Source organism: Streptomyces sp. MUM 203J, from assembly GCF_022414595.1.
Taxonomy (GTDB): domain Bacteria; phylum Actinomycetota; class Actinomycetes; order Streptomycetales; family Streptomycetaceae; genus Streptomyces.
In genome coordinates this window covers 24,007-43,804 of sequence record NZ_JADWYO010000043.1, presented here as the reverse complement: position 1 = coordinate 43,804, position 19,798 = coordinate 24,007, and the positions used below count along the sequence as shown (strand labels likewise).

The following is a 19,798-nucleotide window of genomic DNA, read 5'->3' as shown; positions in this document are numbered from 1 at the left end:
GACGGCACCCCATGTCCTCATCCGAGACGGCCGCCCCCCGCCCCGCCGACCTCCTCGCCGCCATGCCCTTCGCGGCGCGGCTGGGCATCGAGCTGCACGAGGCCACGCCCGAGCGGGCCGTGGGCAGCCTGGCCTGGTCGCCCGAGGCGTGCACCGTCGGCGGCGTCCTGCACGGCGGGGCGCTGATGACGCTGGCCGACTCGGTCGGCGCCGTGTGTGCCTTCCTCAACCTCCCTGCCGGGGCCGGGACGTCGACGGTCGAGTCCAAGACCAACTTCCTGCGTGCCGCCTCCGGCCGCGTCCACGCCACGGCCCGTCCGCTGCATGCCGGCGGAACCCTCGTCGTGGTCCAGACGGACCTGCGGGACGACCGGGACCGGCTCGTCGGCCAGACCACCCAGACCCAGATCGTGCTCGCGGCCGAGAAGAGCGAGCAGGGTGAGGAGGGCCGACGAGCGTCCGGCGGCCCCGTGGTCCGGGCCTGATCCGCCGGACCCGGGTCAGCGGTCCGGACGCGTGTCAGCGGGATGTCAGGCCCCCTTGTAGACCCTGGGAAGCGGCCGCGGTGAGCGGCCCGACGCACCTGGCCGACCACACAGGCAACACCTACACCAAGGACCTGTACTGCGAGAACAGTCCCGGCAAACTGTACGGACGCCCCTCGTACACGGCCCCGGTGACCGGGCTGCTCCACACCACGACCAGCTGGTTCACCTGCTGGACCATGGGGGAACCCCACCCGGGCGGCAACAACGTCTGGTACTACACCCAGGGCGACGAGACGGTCCAGCTGCCGTCGATCGAGGCACGGGGCGCCATCCCGGCCAACCACGTGTGGACGGACGAGGACCCGTTCCCGGGCCTGCCCCGCTGCCCCTGGGGCTGACCCGGTCCCGGCGGCAACGGGACCGGCGCCCGGGGGAGAGGGCGAGCAGGCGGACGCCCCTGACACCGCGACCGGCTCTCGGGGCACGGGCGCGCCGCGACAGGAAGCGGCCCGCACGGTGACCGCCTCGGGCGCGGCGGGCGTTCCGTCACCCGGTCCGCGGGCGTGAGTCTGCCGCCAGGGCGCGGGACCGGCGCGGCCTGCGCGGGGACCGCTGCCTGCCGCGCGACAGGCTGACCAGCCGGTCGGCGACGGCACATGGACGCACACCCTCGGGCGATCAGCCGAGGACCCGGCGGATCGGCGTCGTCAGGTCACCCGTCACGACCAGGGCGTAGTCCTGGGGGCCCTTCAGCAGGCTGCGGGCGAAGACCTGGAGCAGGTATCTGCCGGGCGCCGGGTCCGGGATCCGAACGGCCTCCACGTTGTTGGTGCTGTCCGTGCGCAGCAGCCGGTTCGGCAGGCCGCCGTTCCCCGCGAGCTTCGTGCCGTCCGGGGTCTCCATCAGCAGACTCAGGTCGTTCTGCAGGGACCGGCCGGGCAGATCCGTGTACGCCAGGCACACCCGCAGCGGTGTGCCCGCGGCCGCCTCCACGGAGAACAGCACCCGCTCCCCGGTCCGCTGGAACTGCCGTTCCGGTGTCTCCCACGTGTCCACGAACTCCAGGGACAGCTCCGGCCGCCCCGGGTGCGGCAGACTCGACGGCAGGTGCACCGCCCCGAACCCCTGGTGGAAGTGGGGGTCCCTGGCCGCCGAGTCCGCCGCGGTGAGCGTCCTGGCCCCGTTGATCAGGGTCGCCTTGAGCAGCGCCGCACTGGGCCGGGTCCGCCGTTCCCGTACGTAGAACTCCCGCACCAGCGCCGCACAGCCCGCGACCAGCGGCGTCGCCATGCTGGTGCCGCCCATGAAGGCGTACCGGCTGTTCGGATGCAGCCCCCAGAAACTGTGCTCCGGCGCGGTCGACGCCCGCGTCGACAGGATGTCCGTGCCTGGCGCCACCACGTCGGGCTTCACCCGCCAGTCGTCGCACGGGCCCCGGCTGCTGAACGCGGCCAGCGCCTCGGGGTCCCCGCACACCGGCTCGTCCGCGATCGGACTGTCCGGGAAAGGCACCCCCGAGTGCCACTGCCCCCAGGTCAGTCCGGCGGTCGGCCCGTCCGTGCGGCTCGTCCGGGCCGCGCCGACGGTCAGCGCGTTCTTGCTCGACGCCGGGGAACCCAGCGACAGCCAGTCGACGAACCCTCTGTCCGAGTGCAGCCTCACCGCCGCCGTGCCGTTGTTGCCCGCGGCGATGACGACCAGCATGTCGGGCCTGCTCCGCACGAACGCGTCCACGTCGTCGGAGTTCGCCGTGTACGCGGCCTCGGTCGGCGCACCCCAGCTGTTGTTGTGGATCCGCGCCCCGGCCTGGTAGGCGGGCTCGAACAGGTCCTCCAGGGACAGCGGCAGACCGCCGAGCCCGCCGCCTGCGTCCATCACCGACTGGAAGTACAGCCGCGCCTCGGGCGCCACCCCCCGGACCGCGCCCTGGGACGCGGAGCCGTCACCCAGCACGGAGCCCGCCACATGTGTGCCGTGCCCGTGCCGGTCGGAGGGGTCGCCGGGGCGGCCCAGGGCGACCGTGTCGACGATCCGGCCGGCGAAGTCCGGGTGCGTGGCGTCCAGTCCGGTGTCCGCCACGGCCACGATCTGGTCCCGGCCGGTGAACGGCAGCCCGGCACCGGAACCGCCCGGCGACGCCACGCCCAGCAGGACCCGTGCGACGTCGTTGAACAACTGCGGCGGCACGTACTCGGTCATCCCCATCACACCGGGCAGCTGCGGGATCGCCGTCTCCAGCCGGGAACCGGCGGCGAGCCGCACCCGGAGCCGACGCCCGCCCTCCGCCTCGACGGTCAGTGCGTCCCGCTCCTCCGCGTGCCGGTCCAGCCACTCCCGGACCCCGGGCCGCGCCGCCGCGTCGTCCAGCACCAGGTCCCAGGTCCGGGTGACCGGGGCTCCCGGAACCGCCTCCTCCGCGCCCGCGAGCCGGACCGGCGCCGCCAGCTCGGGGCCGTACCGCTCCACGGACCGCACGAACGGCAGATTGAGCACGTCCTCCGCCTGCTCCGGCGTGGCCGTCGCCAGATACGCGTGCGTGGGGACGGCACGGTGCAGCACCATGCCCCGGGCGGTGATCTCCAGACGGTGCTCCTCCAGCAGCGGCTGACCCAGCCGCAGCACCCACTGCGCGGGCGCGTCCGGCTCCCTGGGCAGCGGCTCGCCCCGCACGCCCTCCGCGATGCCGACCGCCGCCCCCTCCGGGACCAGGCCCCGGTCCGCGCGGGCGACGGCGGGGGTCTCGACCGGGGCGTCCGCGTCGAGCCGGTCGACCGTCAGCCCGGCGGCGGCCAGCCGGGGCAGCTCGCTCTCGTCGATGTCACCGACGACGAAACTGCCGGTGGCCGAGACGTTGCTGAGCATCCGCAGCGCCTCGGCGGCTTCCCCCTCATGCATGAAGTAGGCGATCACACGCATGGGTCCTGGCCCTTTCCGGAGCACCGCGGGTGGTGACCACGCCCGCACTGCAAAAGTAACGCCGACCGGCTCCGGCTGCCCTCCGTCAGCGGCCCGCGGTCCGCAGCATCTGCCCCTCCGCGAGCGCCCGGTACGTGGGAGAGCCGGCCAGCAGGCTCTCGTGCCGCCCTGTCGCGGTGACCCTGCCCTCCTCCAGGACGATGATCCGGTCCGCGTGCTGCACGGTCGACAGCCGATGCGCGATCACCAGGACCGCGCACTCTCCGGAGACGTCCCGCAGCACCCCGGCCAGCGCGGCCTCGTTGACCGCGTCCAGGTGGGACGTCGGCTCGTCGAGCAGCAGCAGCGCCGGTCCGGCGAGCAGGGCGCGGGCCAGCGCCACCCGCTGGCGCTCACCCCCCGACAGGGTCCCCCCGCGCTCGCCCACCTCCCCGTCCAGGCCGCCCGGCAGCCGTCGTACGACTCCGTCGAGCCGGGCCAGCCGGACGGCCCGCGCGATCTCGGCCTCCGTGGCGTGCGGCGCGGCGTACACCAGGTTGTCCCGCAGGGTGCCGTGGAAGACCTGCGGGCTCTGGTCCACGAGGGCGATCCGCGCGCGGCACGCGGCGAGGCCGAGCCCGGCCGCGGGCCGCCCGTCGAACAGCAGCGTCCCGGCGTCGGGCTCGTAGAAGCGGGCGATCAGCGAGAACAGAGTGGTCTTTCCCGCCCCCGATGGCCCCACCAGCGCGATCTGCCCGCGCCGCGGCACCGTGAAGGACACCCCGCGCAGGGCGGGTTGTCCGGACGTGTAGCCGAAGTGCACCTCGCGCAGCGCCAGCACGGGCGCACCCCCCGGCCCGGGGACCGGGGCCGGACACGGCTCCGGCCGCTCCGCCGGGAGGCACAGGGCCTGCCGCACCCGCTCATGGGCGCCCACCCCCCGCTGGATCAGCCCGACCGCGTGGAACACCGAGGACAGCGGCAGCACCAGATAGGAGGCGTACAGCAGGAACGCGACCAGGTCACCCAGCGACTGCCCACTGCCGCCCACCCGGAGCCCGCCGATCACCAGCACGAGCAGGAGCGAGCCCTGCACGGCCAGCTCCACGGCCGGGCCCATCACGGCCGACAGCCGGGCGATGCGCACCCCCGCCCCGTAGGCGCCGTCGACCCGCTCCCCGATGCGCGCGGCCTCGCGGTCCTCGGCCCTGTGCACCCGCACCAGAGGGATCGCACCGAGTGCCCGCTCCAGCTCGGCGGCCACCGCCCCGACGGATCCCTGCATCCGCACCGAAGCCGCCCGGATCCCCCGCATGGGCACCGCCACCACGCCGGCCGCCGCGAGCACGGTCACCGCGACGACGGCCAGCAGCAGCGGATCGAGCCACGCCATGAGCGCGAGCGCCCCCGCCGCCACCAGGGTCCCGGTCGCCAGGTCGACGAGCGCCTGGGACACCACCTCCCGCAGCAGCGTCGTGTCCGAGGTCACCCGGGAGACCAGATCGCCACCGCGGTGCCGGTGGTACTCCCGCATCTCCAGTCGCAGGAACCGCTGCACCAGTCCGTGGCGCAGCTCCCGGACCACCCCCTCACCCGTACGTTCCAGCAGGAACCTGCCGAACGCGCCCGTGACCGCCTCCGCGGCGAACAGCACGCCGAGCCCCAGCAGCATCAGCCAGAACGCCCCCCGCTCACCTTCCGGCCGGCCGCCCAGATCGACGACCTCCCCGGCGAGCAGCGGCTGGGCGAGTCCCAGCGCGGAAGCCACGAGCGTGAGCACCGTGGCGAGGACGATCGACGGGCGATGCCCGGCGGTGAGCCGGTACAGGGCGGCGACCGAGCCCCGCGTGGTGAGGTGCTCCGGGCCCGCCGCCGCTCTGTCCGCCCGGGGCACCCCTTCGTCGGACCGCGTCACCGGCCGGTCGGCCGGCGTCGGGGTCCCACGGTGATCAGCCGGGTGAAGTAGCCGTCCGGCATGCCCTCGCCCACCGGGCGGCCCTCCGCCTCGATCCACGCGTGCGCGGCGAACGGCGGCACCGTCCGCACCCCCGTGCACCAGGTCGGCCAGGTCCCGCGCAGCCGGCACAGCAGCGCGGCCCCCAGCGACCGGGGCAGACAGCCCTGTGGCCCCGCGCAGCGCAGGCTCACCGCGCACAGCGCGTCCCGTGCGTCCAGCGCCCCCTCCGCGGTGGCGGGTGCGGCACCCCGGCGCGCCCAGCCCAGCACCGCGCGGATCCGGCGCGGCGGCAGCAGCGACAGCAGCAGCGCCGGGCCCAGCACCAGCCGGGCCGCCAGACGGCGGGCGAAGGGCACTCCCTGCGGGCGCTCAAGGGCGCTGGGCGTGGTCATTCGGCCAGTCCGGAGGCCCGCAGCTGCCGGACGAGCACGTCGACGTCCCGCCGCGCGGCCTCGGCGTCGATGTCGAACTCGGCCACCAGCGCCGCACTCGCCGCGACCTCGTCGCCGCCCCTCAGCAGGACGTCCACCACCAGGGTCGCGGTGGGGTTCAGCTCCCAGTAGTCACCGCCGCGCTCGTCCAGCAGGACGGTGCCGTGGTCGGTCCTCGCCGTGGACACATCGGCGGCGAAACGCAGCGCCATGAGCGGCTCCCTCTCTTCTCAGATCTCGGAAGTGGAATCAGCGGCGGCCGGAGGCCGTCCGTTCGAGCGCGCGCAGCCACACCTCGGCGGCGATCGTCGAGTACAGGACCGCGTCCCGGAGCTCCGGTGTGGCGGGCCGCCGCGCGAGGCTGCGCAGCACCCGGCCGTCCACCAGCCCGAGCTGCTCCAGCCGCGAGTCCTCCCACAGCGCCGCCAGGTCGGCGCGGTGCTCCCGGAGCCCGTCGGCGGCGTCCATCGCGGCCGTGGCCTTGTTGCTGCGGCGCAGACACGCCTCCGGCACGATCCCCCGCATCGCGGAGGTCAGCAGCGGCTTGTACGCCCACGGAGTGACCCGCTCCTCCGGGCGCACCGCGAAGCACTCCTCCAGCACCCGGTCGTCGAGGAACGGATGGCCCATCGGCAGCCCGGCACGGGCCGCCATGTGGTCCCACTGGCGGATGATCCGGGCGCAGGAGCGCAGCTGCTCCAGGTCCCCGTGCAGCCCCCGGTCCGGGTGCAGAGGCCGGCACCCCTCGGCGGCGGCCTCCCGCAGTGCCAGCCGTGCAAGCCGCTCCGCCTCCGGGGTCACCCAGCCGAACAGCCGGGGAGGCATGCCCCAGCCGAGCCCGGCGCCGACCGTCCCGGGCAGCGGACCGCGCAGCCGCCCCGCCGAGTCCCGCAGCCACGTCCGGTACGGCCGGCAGTCGGCCAGTGCGCGCAGCACCCCGCCCAGCGGCCACTGCCACAGGGCCCGGAAGCCCCGCAACTGCCGCAGCGCGAACAGCGGCCGGGTCCGCGCCAGCCGGTGGTAGTACGCCTCCGAGCACCAGGCAACATGGTCACCGCCGATGCCCGTCAGATGGATCCTGCTGCCCCGCTCCGCCATGTCGGGCAGATGCCGGAGCACCCGGGAGCGGTCCATGACGCCGATGGTCGGCTCGTCCAGCACGTCGTCGATGCCGAGCAGGTCCGTGTAGACCAGCGGCGAGGCGTCGGCGTCCCACACCACGTGTTCGACGTCCGGCAGCCAGGCCGCCGCGTGCCGGGCCCACTGGAGGTCGGTGTCGGCGGGGTCGCGGCCCGGCCAGGTGCTGGCCACCACCCGGGCGGGCGACCGGTCGGCGAGGAAGCACACGGAGGTCGAGTCCAGGCCACCGGACAGGTCGCAGCTGACGACCCCGCCGGACCGGGTGCGCACCTCGACGGCCCGGACCAGCGCCTCGCGCACCCGGGGAGCCCCGGCGGCGAGGGTGCGGACCGGCTCCGGGGGCGTCCACCAGCGGGAGTGGCGCGCGGTGCGCCCGTCCTGCCCGACGAGCAGCGCCTCGTCCGGGGGAACCGCGGTGATGCCGGGCCAGAGCGGGCGCTCGGACAGCGGGTGGGGCGTGGGCCAGAGGAGCCGTACGGCCACCTCCTTCGGGTCCGGGGGGCCGCCGAGGAGCGGGGCGAGCAGGTCGGCGCGGGTCGCGGCCACCCGCACGCCCCGGACGGCCGCGTGGAAGACCAGCCGGAGCCCGGAGGCGGTGCCCTGCACCCGGAGCCGGCCGTCGAGCGAGGCGACCAGGTGGAAGCTGCCGGGGACGGAACGGACCCAGGTGTCGAGTTCCGCGAGGTCCCGCAGCCGGGCGGCCAGGCGGTCCAGCTCACGGCTGTCGACGGGGGAGGTGCCGATGAGGGCGAGGGACGTGGTGCGGACGCGGGCGGTGACCAGTTCGTGGTCGCTCCAGCGGCCCACCAGCCACGGCCGGCCCGAGGCGTGTTCCAGGACACGCGTACCGGTGCGGTGGAAGGAGCGGGCCACGGCGGCGGCGTCCGCACGGTCGCTGAGGACCGTGAAGGACGCGCCGCCGGGGCCCGTCCCCGCACTCTCGTGCAGTGGGGTCATTTCGCCGTGGCGGGGATCGTCAGTTCTTGCTCAGGATCAGACGGTCGTTGCCGTGGCGGCTCAGCAGCCCGGTCTTCTTCCGGAACGTGCCGAGCCGGGCGAGGGTCGGAGCCTCGTACGCCTTCTTCATCAACCTCTCCTCAGGTCGGTGACTCCTGTCTGCGGACCCGCTCGCTGAACGCCTGCGAACGGCGAGCGGCTCCGTGGACAGGAAGCCGGACAGGGGCGGGGCAGGACAAGAGGACCAGGACTAGTGAGGCAATACGACAAATGCTCTTGGAGGAGGCCGTCGACCGTGTGGCTGCTGAGCCGCTGCCGGAGGCGGCTCGGCGGCGAGTGCCTGTTCGGCGGGCCCGGCGCCTTGCCTGACCAGCCGCTCGGGAGCGCCGATCGTCCGCGCGCGGTGTCGTCGGCGAGCGAGGAACAGCAGCGCCACCCGGCGCACTCGTTACTCACCGTGCGCCTCCCCCGGTCCTCCCTACTGGACGAACGAGCCCCATGCGCCGGACCTGCCCCAAGGCGGAGTGGCCTGACGCAGAGAAGTTCCCTGACCAAGACCGCAGGGCGTGCGGGCGGCTTCCGGTACGCGGCCGGGTGGCTCCGGGCCGGATCTGCCACGGCCCGTCACCGGCCGGAAGGGGGAACGCCCGGGGACGACCCGCGCGACCGGGGGCCGGGACCAGAACGGCCCGGCCCCCGCTGCAGGTTCCCGCCCGGCCGCCGTCAGCCGAGCCGCCGGTACACCTCCCCGGCGACCACGAGGTCCTGCCAGGCCATGCCCACGCTCTTGAACAGGCGGGGACGGTCCACCGGGACCGGAGCCCGGCCCGTGGCCAGGTCGGCCAGGTTCCCGGCGACATGCCCGGGCCCGATGGCCCCCTCGGCCGCGGGGATGATCAGGTCGCCCGCCTCCTCGTACGCCGCCGCGCGCGCCTCCACGAACACCGCCGCCCGCCGCACCAGCGCGGTGTCGGTCTCCCGGGCGTCCGGTTCGTGTGAGCCGACCGCCACGACCGTGGCGTGGTCCGGCACGAGCCCGCCGTCGAACAGCGGCTCGCGGGCGGTGGTGCAGCAGACGATGAGGTCGGCCTCGGCCACCGCTCCGGGCGTGCCGGTACGGGCCTCCAGCCCGAGGTCCGTCCGGGCGTACTCCACCAGCGCCTTGCCGCCCTCCGGGGTCCGTGTGACGACGGTGACGCGGTGCAGGGGCCGTTCGGCGCGCAGCGCCCGCAGGTGTCCGTAGGCCTGCGGCCCCGCGCCGAACAGCACCAGATGCCGGGCGTCGTGCACGGCGAGCAGCCGTACCGCCAGGGCGGACACCGCCGGGGTGCGCAGCGCGGTGAGCGCGGCGCCGTCCAGCTGGGCCAGCGGCATAAGCGTCCGGCCGTCCAGCAGCAGGTAACCGCCGGTGATCCGGGGCAGGCCACGCGCCGGGTTGGCGGGCGCGACACCCGCGACCTTCACCCCCGCGTACCGGCCCCACGCGGCCGGCATGAGCAGCAACTGCCCGGCCGGTACGGGCGTGACGGTGCGGGGCGGCGTCAGCTCCGGGTCGAGCCCGGCCCTCAGCGCCTCCTCCAGGGCGTCCGCGGCGGCCGGGTGTCCCAGGAGCCGATCGACCGTGCCGGCGTCGAGCACCGGGGGCGGGGGCGGGGGCGGGGGCAGGGGCGGGGTCACGGCAGGAATCCTTCCGGCAGGTCGTCGTACGGGTCGAGCACGAACCGGTGCTCACCGGTGCGGTGGGCGGCGCCGCTGATGTCGGTGACCGTGCCCTCGTCCGTACGGGAGACCACCCGGCCCGTGAACACCGTGCCTGCGACCGACTCGTGGTGCAGCAGGTCGCCCGGCGCGAGGCGGCCCTCCTCGTGCAGCAGGGCCAGCCGGGCGGAGGTCCCGGAGCCGCAGGGGGAGCGATCGAACTGACCGTCCGCGAACACGGTGACGTTGCGCTGGGCCAGCCCGCCCGCCTCCGCGCGCAGTTCCTCGTGGAGGATGACGCCGTAGACGCCCGACAGCAGGGGGCGCGCGGGGTGCCGGGTGCCGGGGTGACCGGCCAGCGCGGACCGGATCTCCCGCCCCACGGCGACGAGTCGGGGCAGCGAGGCGCGCTCCACGATCAGTCCCAGCGCGGTGGCGGACACGGAGGCGTAACAGGCCCCGGCGTGCGCCAGATCGACGTCGACGGGGCCGAGCCCGGTGGTGACGCGCACGGCCCTGGCGGTGACCCGGGTGGGTACGTTGCGGAAGGTGACCCCGGTCGTACGGCCGCCCTCGCGGCGCACGGTGGCACCGACCCGCCCGGACGGCACGTCGATCCGGACCTGGACCGTGCCGTCCGCGGGCGCCTTGACGATCCCCTCGTCGACGGCCCATGCCCCGAGTGCCATGGTGCCGTGGCCGCAGGCGGTGGAGTAGCCGTCCTTGTGCCAGAAGAGCACGCCCAGATGGGCGCCGTCGTCGTCGGGCGGGACGACGAACCCGCCGTACATGCCGGAGTGCCCGCGCGGCTCCCGCACCAGCAGGCGGCGGACCTCGTCGAGCGGGCCGCGGCGGGGCGCGGTGGGGGAGCCGCCCACGCCGACGGCGGTGGCGAAGCGTTCCGCGACGGTGTCGCCGGGGGTGGGAACGAGGCCGTCGTGGACGATGCGGAACGGCTCACCGGCCGTGTGGTAGTCGATGGTGCGGACGGCGGTCACGGAGGGGACCTCGCAAGGGAAAGGCGGAGCGGGAGCAGAGGGAATGCGATATGTGACATTGCACCATCCGCCGCGGGTGGTGGCAAGGGCTCCTCCACTCCGGGCCGTCCGGCCTGCGACGGCCGGACCCGGGCGGTCCGTTTGTGCGGGCGGCGGAGTGCCGCAACTCCCGCCATTGACAGCGCAGTTGGTCTAGGCCGATCATGCCGGCCGTGCCGAGATCCCGTACTCGTGGGGGCCGCCTCGTGCGTGCCGCGCTCGCCGCCGCCCTCCTTCCGCTCGCGCTCCTCCCAGGATCCGCCCAGGCCGTCGCCGCGGACTCCGAGGCCGCGACCGTCATCTCCCGGGTGGACACCGACGATCCGGTCGTTTTCCTCACCGTCGACGGCGGATGGGGCACCGGGAACGCCGCCGGAGCCCAGCGGCTTCTGCTCGAACGGCGGGTACCCGCGTCCCTGTTCCTGCTGCCCGGCGCGTACGAGCGGGAGATGGACTACTACCGGACCCTTCTCGCCCACGGGCCGTCCCGGGTCGAGAACCACACGGTCAGCCACCCCGACCTGACGACCCTCGGCGAGGCCGGGCAGCGCGCCGAGATCTGCGGTGCCCGCGACCGCCAGCTGGCGGCCTTCGGGGACAGCCCCCGGCTGCTGCGCCCGGCGGGCGGCCCGACATACAGCTGGCCGTACTGCAACGACGACACGCTCACCGCCGCCCGCGCCTGCGGTGCCGAGGCCGTGGTCACCTGGACCCACGACTTCACCACCTGGGGTGAATGGACGCCCCCCACGCCCCGGCTCCGGGCCGGCGACATCGTCCTGCTGCACATGGGGCCCCAGCTGGAAGCCGATCTGACCCGGGCGCTGGAGGCGGCCGAGGCGGCGGGTCTGGAACCGGCGAACCTGCGGGAGTACGCCCTGCGCTGAGCCGCGAGCCGGTCGGCCGCCGCCCCGGTCCCGGGGCGGCGGCCGACCGCTGGCGGGACGGGTCAGTCCATGCCGCGCCGACGGCTCACGGGCGGCGCCGCAGGCTCAGGCCCAGGCCGCCGACCGCGAAGACGGCGATCGCGCCGGCTCCCGCCAGGGCGAGCGGGAGCGGGGAGGCGGCGGGCTCGGCCGGTGCCGCCGACAGGGCCGGAGGCCGCTCGTCCCCGCCGTGGCCCGCATGGCTGACCGTCGACCGCTCCGCGCCCGCGGCGATCTCCTGCTCCGTCGGGGCGTCCGCGGCGGTGGAGGGCGCCCCGAAGGTGACGTCCGAGCAGCTGTAGAAGGCCTCGGGGCTGTCGTCGCGCTGCCACACCTTGTAGATGATGTGGCGGCCGGTGCGGGCGGGCAGGGCGCCCGAGAAGGAGTAGTACCCGTCCGCCGCCGTGCGCGTCGTGTCGTACGAGGCCACCGGGGTCTCGTCCAGGTCCGCCCACGTCAGTGGCTGCGTCGGCTCGAAGCCCTCCTTCGTGATGTACACGGTCATGGTGCCCGAGTGGGGTGCCGTCACACGCACCTTGAAGTCGAACGGTCCCGGGGCGACGGCCGTGGACGGCCAGTCGGCGCGTGCCCAGTCCAGCGCACGGTACTTCTCCCGGCCGGCCGAACAGAGCTTGCCGTCCGGGATGATCTCGCGGTGCCGTCCGGCGGCGTCGGCGATGTTCACCTCGTTCCAGTCGTAGAGCGGCTGTGTACCGGAGTCGGCCACCAGGTCCTTGCACACCTGGGAAGCGGGCCTCTCGGGTCCTTCGGCGTAGCAGGCGGCCACTCGGCTGACCGGGTTGAAGACGGCGCCGTGTGCGTGTGCGGCGGCCGGGATGAGCGGGACGGCCGCGGCTGCGGCCAGAGCGGCAGCGGTGACCGAGGCGGCACGGCGGGCGGGGGAGGGGCGGCGGGACGGGGGCATGCGCGGCTCTCTCTCGTGCGTGGGGAGTGGGGGTACGGCGGGGGAGGGGTGGCCTGGGGGCAGCCAAGAAACCTGCTGCACAAGGAACTTGACCTCATGTGCGGCGTCCCTCAGAGCCTGGCATTGGTCCATACCAATAGGCAAGGGGTGTGCGCTGTACGGCTCCGGCGCGACCCTGCCTCCGCCGCGCCGGCGCGCCGTTGGCGGGATCGCCCGTTCGTGGGTTCTCTCGGCCGGGGCGCGGGATGCGCGACCCGTCGCGTGGGCGGATCCCGGGGCGGCGGGGGTGCGCGGATGCGCCACTCCGATCGGGCGAAGAGGTCGGGGTGCCCACGCGAATCACTACGGATCGCGGTTCGCTATCACTGTCAGTGTTCGCTCGGGTTTTCGCTGACGTCTCCCCGCACCCCATCCGCTCCCCGGAGAAGACGCAGGCCCGAACCCATCCGTCCCCCACGTCCCAGGCGTTCCGCCGCCCTGATGCCGACCTGCGCCGTCGTCCTGGCCGTCACCGCCACCGGCCTGCTCTCCGCCGTACCGGCCACCGCGCACGGCGGCCACGACCACGGCAGCGCACAGGGCGGCGCCGGACACACCGCAGGTTCCGGCGCCGTACCGGGCGAGGCCGAGGCCATCGGCAGGGAGCACGCCGAGGAGCACGCCCGGCAGCGCCGTGCCGCGCAGGCCCTCGTCGAGGACTACCCGCAGTCCACGCGCACAGCCCGGTTCAAAGCGCTGACCGAGTCCCAGACCAGGCACAACGCCGCCTTTGACCCCGCCGAGTTCGGGGCGTTCAGGGAGTACTTCGGCTCGCCGGACTTCGGCGTCCACGTGGCGATGCTGCCGACCGGCAAGGTGCTGCTGTTCTCCTTCGAGCGCATCGAGTCCAACTACATGCTGTTCCTGCTCAGCGAGGAGGGCACCCCGAGCATCGCGCGGTGGGTCTCCTTCCGGCCGAAGGGATGAGGACGTGACCGGCCAGACCACGACCGACCTGCCGCTGCGCCGCAGCGCCGAGATCCAGGGCGACATCCTCGCCGGCTTCAGGAAGGACCACGTCCAGCTGCTCTTCCTGAAGTTCGAGGACGAGACCCGCGCCCGCGTGTGGCTGAAGCGGCTGCGCCCGAGGATCGCCACGACGCGCCAGGTGGCCTCCTTCAACGCCGAGTTCAGCAGGGCCCGCAGCCACTCCGGCGGCGACGACCCGGTGAAGCTCAACGCCCTCTGGCGGGGCATCGGCTTCACCTACGAGGGCCTGAAGACCCTCACCGGCGGCAAGGAGCCCTTCCCGTCCGTCCCGCGGGGCAGCAGCCAGGAGGCGTTCGTCCAGGGGCCCGCCCACCGGGCCGGAATGCTCGGGGACTCCGGCGACAACTCGCCGGAGAAGTGGCTCTTCGGCAACGGCAGGGGCCAGACCGTCCACGCCGTGCTCACCATCGCCGCCGACCGGCCCCAGGACCTGCGGACGGCCCTCGGCCAGGAGCGGCAGGAAGCAGCCGAGCACAAGATCGTGATCGTCTTCGAGCAGGACGGGGCGACCCTGGAGGGGGAACGCAGGGGCAAAGAACACTTCGGCTTCAAGGACGGCATCAGCGAGCCCGGGGTCATCGGGTTCGACGAGCCCGACCCGGAGAACCCCGAGTGGGTCAGGGGGCACCCCGGTACCCGGCTGATTCCGGCGGGCGAGTTCGTCGTCGGCGAGCCGCGTGTCGGGGACCGCCCGCACGGCCTGCCCGAGTGGGCGCGGGGCGGCTCCTTCCAGGTGATCAGACGACTCGCCCAGGACGTGCCCGGCTGGTGGGCCCAGATCGCCCAGCGGGTGAAGGAGCTGGAGAAGGCGGAGGCGGTGCCTCCCGAGGCTACGACCGAGTGGCTGGCCGCGCGGGTGGTCGGCCGCTGGCGCTCCGGCACCCCGCTGCACAAGTGCCCGCACGCCGACGCGCCGTCCGACGCGGAGGCCGGACGGGACAACCAGATCTCGTACGAGGACGATCCCGAAGGCGAGATCACCCCGTTGTTCTCCCACCTGCGCAAGACCAACCCCCGTGACGGCCTCGTCATCGACGGGAGGCAGGTCCCGGAGAAGGGCGACCTGGATAGCCGCCGGATCATGCGGCGCGGAGTTCCCTACGGGCTGCCGTTCGACCCGGCGGCGGGTGAGGGGAACGGCCCGGACGCCCGGCGCGGCCTGGTCTTCGTCTGCTACCAGAGCGATCTGGTCCGGCAGTTCGAGTTCATCCAGAAGGACTGGGTCAACGACCCGGACTTCCCGCCGCGGAACCCGAAGGTCGGCAACGACCCGGACATCGGCTCCGACACCGTGGTGAACTTCAAGGGCACCCCCGTCTCCTTCGCCCAGTTCGTCCGGACCGAGGGCGCCGTGTACGCCTTCGCGCCCTCCCTGTCCACCCTCGGCCGGCTCGCGGACGGCAGGCTCGAAGAAGAGGAGGGCGGCACCAGAAACCTCCAGCCCCCCTTCACCCTCGGTGGCGGCGGTCATGACTCCGTGGACGCGGGCCGGGCCAGGCTCGTGATGCGGCCCGACGGCAACCTCGTCGTGCTCGATGAGACCGGCTGGCAGCGGTGGGAGTCCGGCACGGCGGGTACGGGAGCGGTGCGCATGACCTTCCAGGAGGACGGCGACATCGTCCTGACCGAGGCGGCCGACCAGCCCGTCTGGAAGTCCCGCACCAGCGGCAACCCGGGCGCGACCCTGTCCGTCCAGGCCGACGGCAACGTGGTCCTGTACGCGTCGGACGGCCGGGTGGTCTGGCACACGGGCACGGCGCACTGACCGGGAGCCGGTCCGGTGGCCCGGCCCGCCGTCCCCCCGCGACGGGCTGACGGCGGGCCGGGCGCGCCCGCGGGAAGCGGGTGTGTCAGGATGCCGCGCATGCACTACGCGCATCGCTATCTCGCCGAAGACGAAGAACTGGTGTACGCCACGCGTCAGCACTGGACGGAGCTCGTCGGTGAGTTCGTGCTGCTCGCGGTCACCTGGACCGTCGCGGGAGCGCTCCTCTGGGCCGTCCCGAGCGGTGAGGACTGGGGCCGTGTCGCTGTGTACGCGGTCCTCGGCCTCGCGCTGGCCGCCTCCCTCTGGCTCTGGCTGATCCCGCTGCTCCAGTGGCGCGGCACGGTCTACGTCCTGACCACCAAGCGGATCTACAAGCGCAGCGGCTTCCTGACGAAGACCGGCCGCAGCATCCCGCTGGTCCGGGTGAACGACGTGTCGTTCCGCGCCACGCTGTGGGAGCGGATCCTCCGGGAGGGCACGCTGACCATCCAGTCCGCGTCGGAGCAGGGCATGCTCACGTTGCGGCACGTGCCGGACCCGGAGGGGTTCAAGGGCCGGATCTACCAGGCGGCCGACGCCGAGCAGGCCCACCAGGGCGGGGTGACCCCACCGGTCCGCTGACCCCCTGGGGGTTCCGCCCCCGGACCGGTGCCACGCCCTGGCGGACCGCCTGCCGCAGGAGTGCGGCAGCACTCCTCCCCAGGCGCCGGAGGGGCTGGGCATCACCCCCTCCGGCGCCCGGCCGGTTCAGGGGCGGGCGGTCAGGTAGCCGCCCATGGACGTGAAGTACTCCGTCGCGGGCAGCTCACGGCCGTCCTCCGTGCGGACGCGTGTGACGGCCAGCCCGTGGTTGCGCCCCGTGCGGGCATCCGCACCGGCGACGATGACGACGCCCTCGCCCTCGCGGTAGAAGATCCGCCCCGGTGTCCCCCCGTAGCGCCCCTGGGACACCACGGCGGAGACGATCTCGAGGCGCTTGCCCCTGTGGTACGTGAACGCCTGCGGGTACGGCGCCGACTGCGCCCGCACCAGCCGCTCCAGGTCCTCCGCCGGCCAGTCCCAGTTCACCCGGATGTCCTCCTCGGCCCGCTTGTGGAAGAACGTGGCCTGGGAGCGGTCCTGCCTGGTGAACTCGGTCTGCCCGGAGGCGATCAGATCGAGCGCGCCGATGGTGACCGGGGCGATGAGGCCGACCGTCTTGTGGAACAGATCGGTCGCCGTGTCCTTCGGCCCGACGGCGACCGCCTGCTGGAGCACGATGTCGCCCGCGTCCAGCTCCTCGTCCATCATGTGCGCGGTGACGCCCACCTCCTGCTCGCCGTTGACGAGGGCCCAGATGATGGGGGAGAACCCGGCGTACTTGGGCAGCAGCGAGTCGTGCACGTTGAGCGTTCCCCGGCGCGGGAGCGTGTAGACGCGCGGCGGGATCCACGTGCGCCAGTTGTTGGCCACGATGATGTCCGGGTCGGCGTCCTTGAGGATCTGGAACAGCTCGTCGTCATCCGGCCGGTTGCGGATGACGACCGGAACGCCGTGCTCCTCGGCCAGCTCCGCGACCGAGTCGCTCCAGATCTTCTCGTACGCGTGCTCGCTCTTGGGGTGCGTCACCACCGTCACCACGTCGTGCTCGGAGTCCAGGAGCGCTTGCAGGGTGCGATGGCCCCAGGTCTGATAACCGAACATGACGACCCGCATGGGGTTCCTCCTCAGAAGAGCGATGGGACGGGGTCAAGTAAAGCAAGCCTTACCTAAGGGTGCAACGCGCCATGTTTCGCGGCTCGTTTGGGGAAGTGATCTACGAATTGTCTGTTTTGTCCGCGTCGACAGCGTGGCCAGATCAGGTTAGCTTTACCTAAGTTCCGCTCGGCCGCCGTTCACCGGTGTGTCCTGGGCTCCCTGTATCCCCACGCCTGAGAGGCCCCGCGCCCGGCAGGCGGCTGTCCCGCACGATGGGAGTGACATGTCTCAGGTTCTTCCTGGCGACGCACCTCTGATCCACGACCTCATTGGCATCGGCTTCGGCCCGTCCAATGTGGCCATGGCCATAGCGCTCAGCGAGCACAACGCACGCGTCGGCAGGCAGGAGGCGGTCACGGCCCACTTCTTCGAGCGCCAGGCGGACTTCGGCTGGCACCGGGGCATGCTCATCGACGACGCCACCATGCAGGTGTCCTTCCTCAAGGACCTGGTGACGCTGCGGAACCCGGCCAGCGAGTACAGCTTCCTGTGCTACCTCCAGGAGCGCGGCCGTCTCGTCGACTTCGTCAACCACAAGAACCTCTTCCCGCTGCGCGTCGAGTTCCACGACTACTTCGAGTGGGCCGCCGCCAAGGTCGACGACATGGTCTCGTACGGCCACGAGGTCGTCGCCGTCGAACCCGTCGTCCGCGACGGCGTCATCGAGTACCTGGACGTCACCGCCCGCTCCGGCACCGAGACCGTCGTCCACCGGGCCCGCAACCTCGTCATAGGCACCGGACTGCGCCCCCTCATGCCCGAGGGCGTCGAGCGCGGAGAGCGCGTCTGGCACAACTCCGAGCTGCTCGGCAAGGTCGGCTCCCTTGAGGGCGCCGATCCCTCCCGCTTCGTCGTCGTCGGCGCCGGGCAGAGCGCCGCCGAGAACGTCGCCTACCTGCACCGCCGTTTCCCCGAGGCCGAGGTCGTCTCCGTCTTCTCCCGCTACGGCTACAGCCCCGCCGACGACAGCAGTTTCGCCAACCGCATCTTCGACCCGACGGCCGTCGACGAGTACTTCGCCGCCCCCGAAGCCGTCAAGCGCAAGCTGATGGACTACCACGGCAACACCAACTACTCCGTGGTGGACATCGACCTGATCGACGACCTGTACCGGCAGGCGTACCAGGAAAAGGTCCTCGGCACCGAGCGGCTGCGCTTCGTGAACGTGTCCCGCGTGACCGGCGTCGAGGAGGGCCCGGACGGCGTCCGCGCCACCGTCACCTCCCTCGTCACCGGCGAGGAGAGCACCCTCGACGCCGACGTGGTCGTCTACGCCACCGGCTACAGCCCCGCCGACCCGCTCGGCCTTCTCGGACCGGTCGCGGACCGCTGCCACCGCGACGAGCACGGCCGTGTCCGCGTCGCCCGCGACTACCGCGTGACCACCGACGACGCGCTGCGCTGCGGCATCTACCTCCAGGGCGGCACCGAGCACACCCACGGCATCACCTCGGCCCTGCTCTCCAACACCGCAATCCGCGTCGGGGAGATCCTGGACTCGATCGTCGACCGCGACCTCAAGGCCGCCGGCGACGAGGCCCGCCCGGTCGGCACCGCCCGCTGACGGCGGGCGCCGCCGCTCGTCCTTCCGTCCTCACCCCCCCCCACTGCCGCGCCCGGCCCGGTAGCGCCGTCATACCGGGCGGGCGGGGCATCGCACAGTGAAACCCCCGCGAAAGGAACATCCGTGTCCACTGGTACACGCCCCGCGCTGACGCGACTCGTCAGAAACGTACCCCGCGTGGCCGTCGCCGCCGCTGCCGCACTCGCCCTGACCGCCTGTGGGGGCGGTGACGACAAGTCCGCCAAGCCCGCCGCCGACAGCACCGCCAAGGCCGGCACCGAGTCCGGCGCCTTCCCGGTGACCGTCGAGCACAAGTACGGTTCCACCACCGTCGACACCGAGCCGAAGAAGATCGTCACCCTCGGCCTCTCCGACCAGGACGCCGTGCTGGCCCTCGGCGTCAAGCCGGTCGGTGCCGTCGACTGGTTCAAGGAGGACCCGTACGGCAAGTGGCCGTGGGCGGAGGAGAAGTGGGGCGGCGCAAAGCCCGAGATCGTCGGTGAGCGCGACGAGTACAACATCGAGAAGATCGCCGCACTGAAGCCGGACCTCGTCATCGCCCAGTACTCGGGCATGAAGAAGGAGCAGTACGACACCCTCTCGAAGTTCACCAAGGTCGTCGCCCAGCCCAAGGACCACCCCGACTACGGTGCCCCCTGGCAGGTCATGACCCAGCAGATCGGCAAGGCACTCGGCAAGGACGCCGAGACCGAGAAGCTGATCGCGGACGTCGACGCACGCTTCAAGGCCGCACGGGACAAGCACCCCGAGTACGCCCGGATGACCATCGCCGTGGCCGACAGCTTCGAGGCCGGCAAGTACTCGGCCTTCACCAAGACCGACCCCAAGGCGATCTTCTTCAACGAGCTGGGCTTCAAGCTCAAGCCCGAGATCGACTCGATGGCCAAGCCCGGCTGGAACGTCGCCGAGCTGAGCGCCGAGAAGCTCAACGTCCTCGATGTCGACCGGCTCGTCTGGGTCACCTCCAGCACCGAGGCCAACGACCGCATCAAGGCCGAGCCGCTGTACAAGAAGCTGAAGGTCAACCAGGAGAAGCGCGACCTGTTCGTGCCCTACCAGGACCCGGACATCGGCGCCGCGTTCTCCTTCAACACGGTCCTGTCGATCCCCTACGCGCTCGACCAGATCGAGCCGCTGCTGGCCGACATCAAGTAGGCCCCGGCCCCTCCTGACCGTGTGTCCCGCCCGTCCGCCCACCGGCCCCGCGGACGGGCGGGACACACGC

18 protein-coding genes are annotated in these 19,798 nt (G+C 73.1%); 8 read left to right on the top strand and 10 right to left on the bottom strand.

What is annotated here, in order from left to right; all coding sequences use genetic code 11:
* Positions 1-11: 11 nt before the first annotated feature.
* Positions 12-485 (top strand): PaaI family thioesterase, encoded by a 474-nt coding sequence (locus I3F58_RS20565; protein WP_240110126.1) that lies wholly within the window; start codon positions 12-14, stop codon positions 483-485.
* Positions 486-565: 80 nt separating this feature from the next.
* Positions 566-886 carry a hypothetical protein gene (locus I3F58_RS20560; protein ID WP_240110125.1) on the top strand — a complete coding sequence of 107 codons (321 nt, stop codon included), beginning with the start codon at positions 566-568 and terminating at the stop codon, positions 884-886.
* Between the two features lie 280 nt (positions 887-1,166).
* On the opposite strand, the gene I3F58_RS20555 is transcribed toward I3F58_RS20560, so the two are convergent.
* From I3F58_RS20555 to I3F58_RS20520, 8 genes are all read right to left on the bottom strand, one after another.
* Positions 1,167-3,404 (bottom strand): S8 family serine peptidase, encoded by a 2,238-nt coding sequence (locus tag I3F58_RS20555; protein WP_240110124.1) that lies wholly within the window; start codon positions 3,402-3,404, stop codon positions 1,167-1,169.
* 85 nt (positions 3,405-3,489) lie between these two features.
* Positions 3,490-5,298 carry an ABC transporter ATP-binding protein gene (locus tag I3F58_RS20550; RefSeq protein WP_374208011.1) on the bottom strand — a complete coding sequence of 603 codons (1,809 nt, stop codon included), beginning with the start codon at positions 5,296-5,298 and terminating at the stop codon, positions 3,490-3,492.
* Positions 5,295-5,732: a lasso peptide biosynthesis B2 protein gene (locus tag I3F58_RS20545; RefSeq protein ID WP_240110123.1), complete on the bottom strand. Its 438-nt coding sequence runs from the start codon at positions 5,730-5,732 to the stop codon at positions 5,295-5,297. Before I3F58_RS20545 ends, I3F58_RS20550 begins: the two co-directional genes overlap by 4 nt.
* Positions 5,729-5,983, bottom strand: a complete 255-nt coding sequence (locus tag I3F58_RS20540; RefSeq protein ID WP_240110122.1) for a lasso peptide biosynthesis PqqD family chaperone — start codon at positions 5,981-5,983, stop codon at positions 5,729-5,731. Before I3F58_RS20540 ends, I3F58_RS20545 begins: the two co-directional genes overlap by 4 nt.
* A gap of 37 nt (positions 5,984-6,020) precedes the next feature.
* Positions 6,021-7,868 carry a lasso peptide isopeptide bond-forming cyclase gene (locus tag I3F58_RS20535; RefSeq protein WP_240110121.1) on the bottom strand — a complete coding sequence of 616 codons (1,848 nt, stop codon included), beginning with the start codon at positions 7,866-7,868 and terminating at the stop codon, positions 6,021-6,023.
* A gap of 19 nt (positions 7,869-7,887) precedes the next feature.
* Positions 7,888-7,998 (bottom strand): keywimysin-related RiPP, encoded by a 111-nt coding sequence (locus tag I3F58_RS20530; protein WP_240110120.1) that lies wholly within the window; start codon positions 7,996-7,998, stop codon positions 7,888-7,890.
* Positions 7,999-8,591: 593 nt separating this feature from the next.
* The gene (locus I3F58_RS20525; protein ID WP_374208010.1) at positions 8,592-9,545 is read right to left on the bottom strand and encodes an ornithine cyclodeaminase family protein; all 954 of its coding nucleotides are present in this window, start codon (positions 9,543-9,545) and stop codon (positions 8,592-8,594) included.
* Positions 9,542-10,564 (bottom strand): proline racemase family protein, encoded by a 1,023-nt coding sequence (locus I3F58_RS20520; protein ID WP_240110119.1) that lies wholly within the window; start codon positions 10,562-10,564, stop codon positions 9,542-9,544. Before I3F58_RS20520 ends, I3F58_RS20525 begins: the two co-directional genes overlap by 4 nt.
* 212 nt (positions 10,565-10,776) lie before the next feature.
* On the opposite strand from I3F58_RS20520, the gene I3F58_RS20515 reads away from it, so the two are divergent.
* The gene (locus I3F58_RS20515) at positions 10,777-11,490 is read left to right on the top strand and encodes a polysaccharide deacetylase family protein (protein WP_240110118.1); all 714 of its coding nucleotides are present in this window, start codon (positions 10,777-10,779) and stop codon (positions 11,488-11,490) included.
* Between the two features lie 85 nt (positions 11,491-11,575).
* On the opposite strand, the gene I3F58_RS20510 is transcribed toward I3F58_RS20515, so the two are convergent.
* Complete coding sequence (locus I3F58_RS20510) at positions 11,576-12,454, bottom strand: lytic polysaccharide monooxygenase (protein WP_240110117.1); 879 nt, start codon at positions 12,452-12,454, stop codon at positions 11,576-11,578.
* 480 nt (positions 12,455-12,934) lie between these two features.
* Here I3F58_RS20510 and I3F58_RS20505 point away from each other — a divergent pair, with 480 nt between their 5' ends.
* From I3F58_RS20505 to I3F58_RS20495, 3 genes are all read left to right on the top strand, one after another.
* Positions 12,935-13,420, top strand: a complete 486-nt coding sequence (locus tag I3F58_RS20505) for a hypothetical protein (RefSeq protein ID WP_240110116.1) — start codon at positions 12,935-12,937, stop codon at positions 13,418-13,420.
* 4 nt (positions 13,421-13,424) lie between these two features.
* Positions 13,425-15,248: a Dyp-type peroxidase gene (locus tag I3F58_RS20500; RefSeq protein WP_240110115.1), complete on the top strand. Its 1,824-nt coding sequence runs from the start codon at positions 13,425-13,427 to the stop codon at positions 15,246-15,248.
* A gap of 99 nt (positions 15,249-15,347) precedes the next feature.
* A complete protein-coding gene (locus I3F58_RS20495; RefSeq protein ID WP_275678744.1) occupies positions 15,348-15,872 on the top strand; it encodes a PH domain-containing protein in 525 nt (174 codons plus the stop codon).
* A gap of 126 nt (positions 15,873-15,998) precedes the next feature.
* Here I3F58_RS20495 and I3F58_RS20490 read toward each other — a convergent pair whose 3' ends face one another.
* The gene (locus tag I3F58_RS20490) at positions 15,999-16,946 is read right to left on the bottom strand and encodes a methionyl-tRNA formyltransferase (RefSeq protein WP_240110114.1); all 948 of its coding nucleotides are present in this window, start codon (positions 16,944-16,946) and stop codon (positions 15,999-16,001) included.
* Between the two features lie 265 nt (positions 16,947-17,211).
* Between I3F58_RS20490 and I3F58_RS20485 the strand changes: the two genes are divergently transcribed.
* Together I3F58_RS20485 and I3F58_RS20480 are read left to right on the top strand one after the other, a co-directional pair.
* Positions 17,212-18,552: a lysine N(6)-hydroxylase/L-ornithine N(5)-oxygenase family protein gene (locus tag I3F58_RS20485; RefSeq protein WP_240110113.1), complete on the top strand. Its 1,341-nt coding sequence runs from the start codon at positions 17,212-17,214 to the stop codon at positions 18,550-18,552.
* 123 nt (positions 18,553-18,675) lie between these two features.
* On the top strand, positions 18,676-19,728 hold the full coding sequence (locus tag I3F58_RS20480; RefSeq protein ID WP_240110112.1) for an iron-siderophore ABC transporter substrate-binding protein: 1,053 nt from the start codon (positions 18,676-18,678) through the stop codon (positions 19,726-19,728).
* Positions 19,729-19,798: the final 70 nt, after the last annotated feature.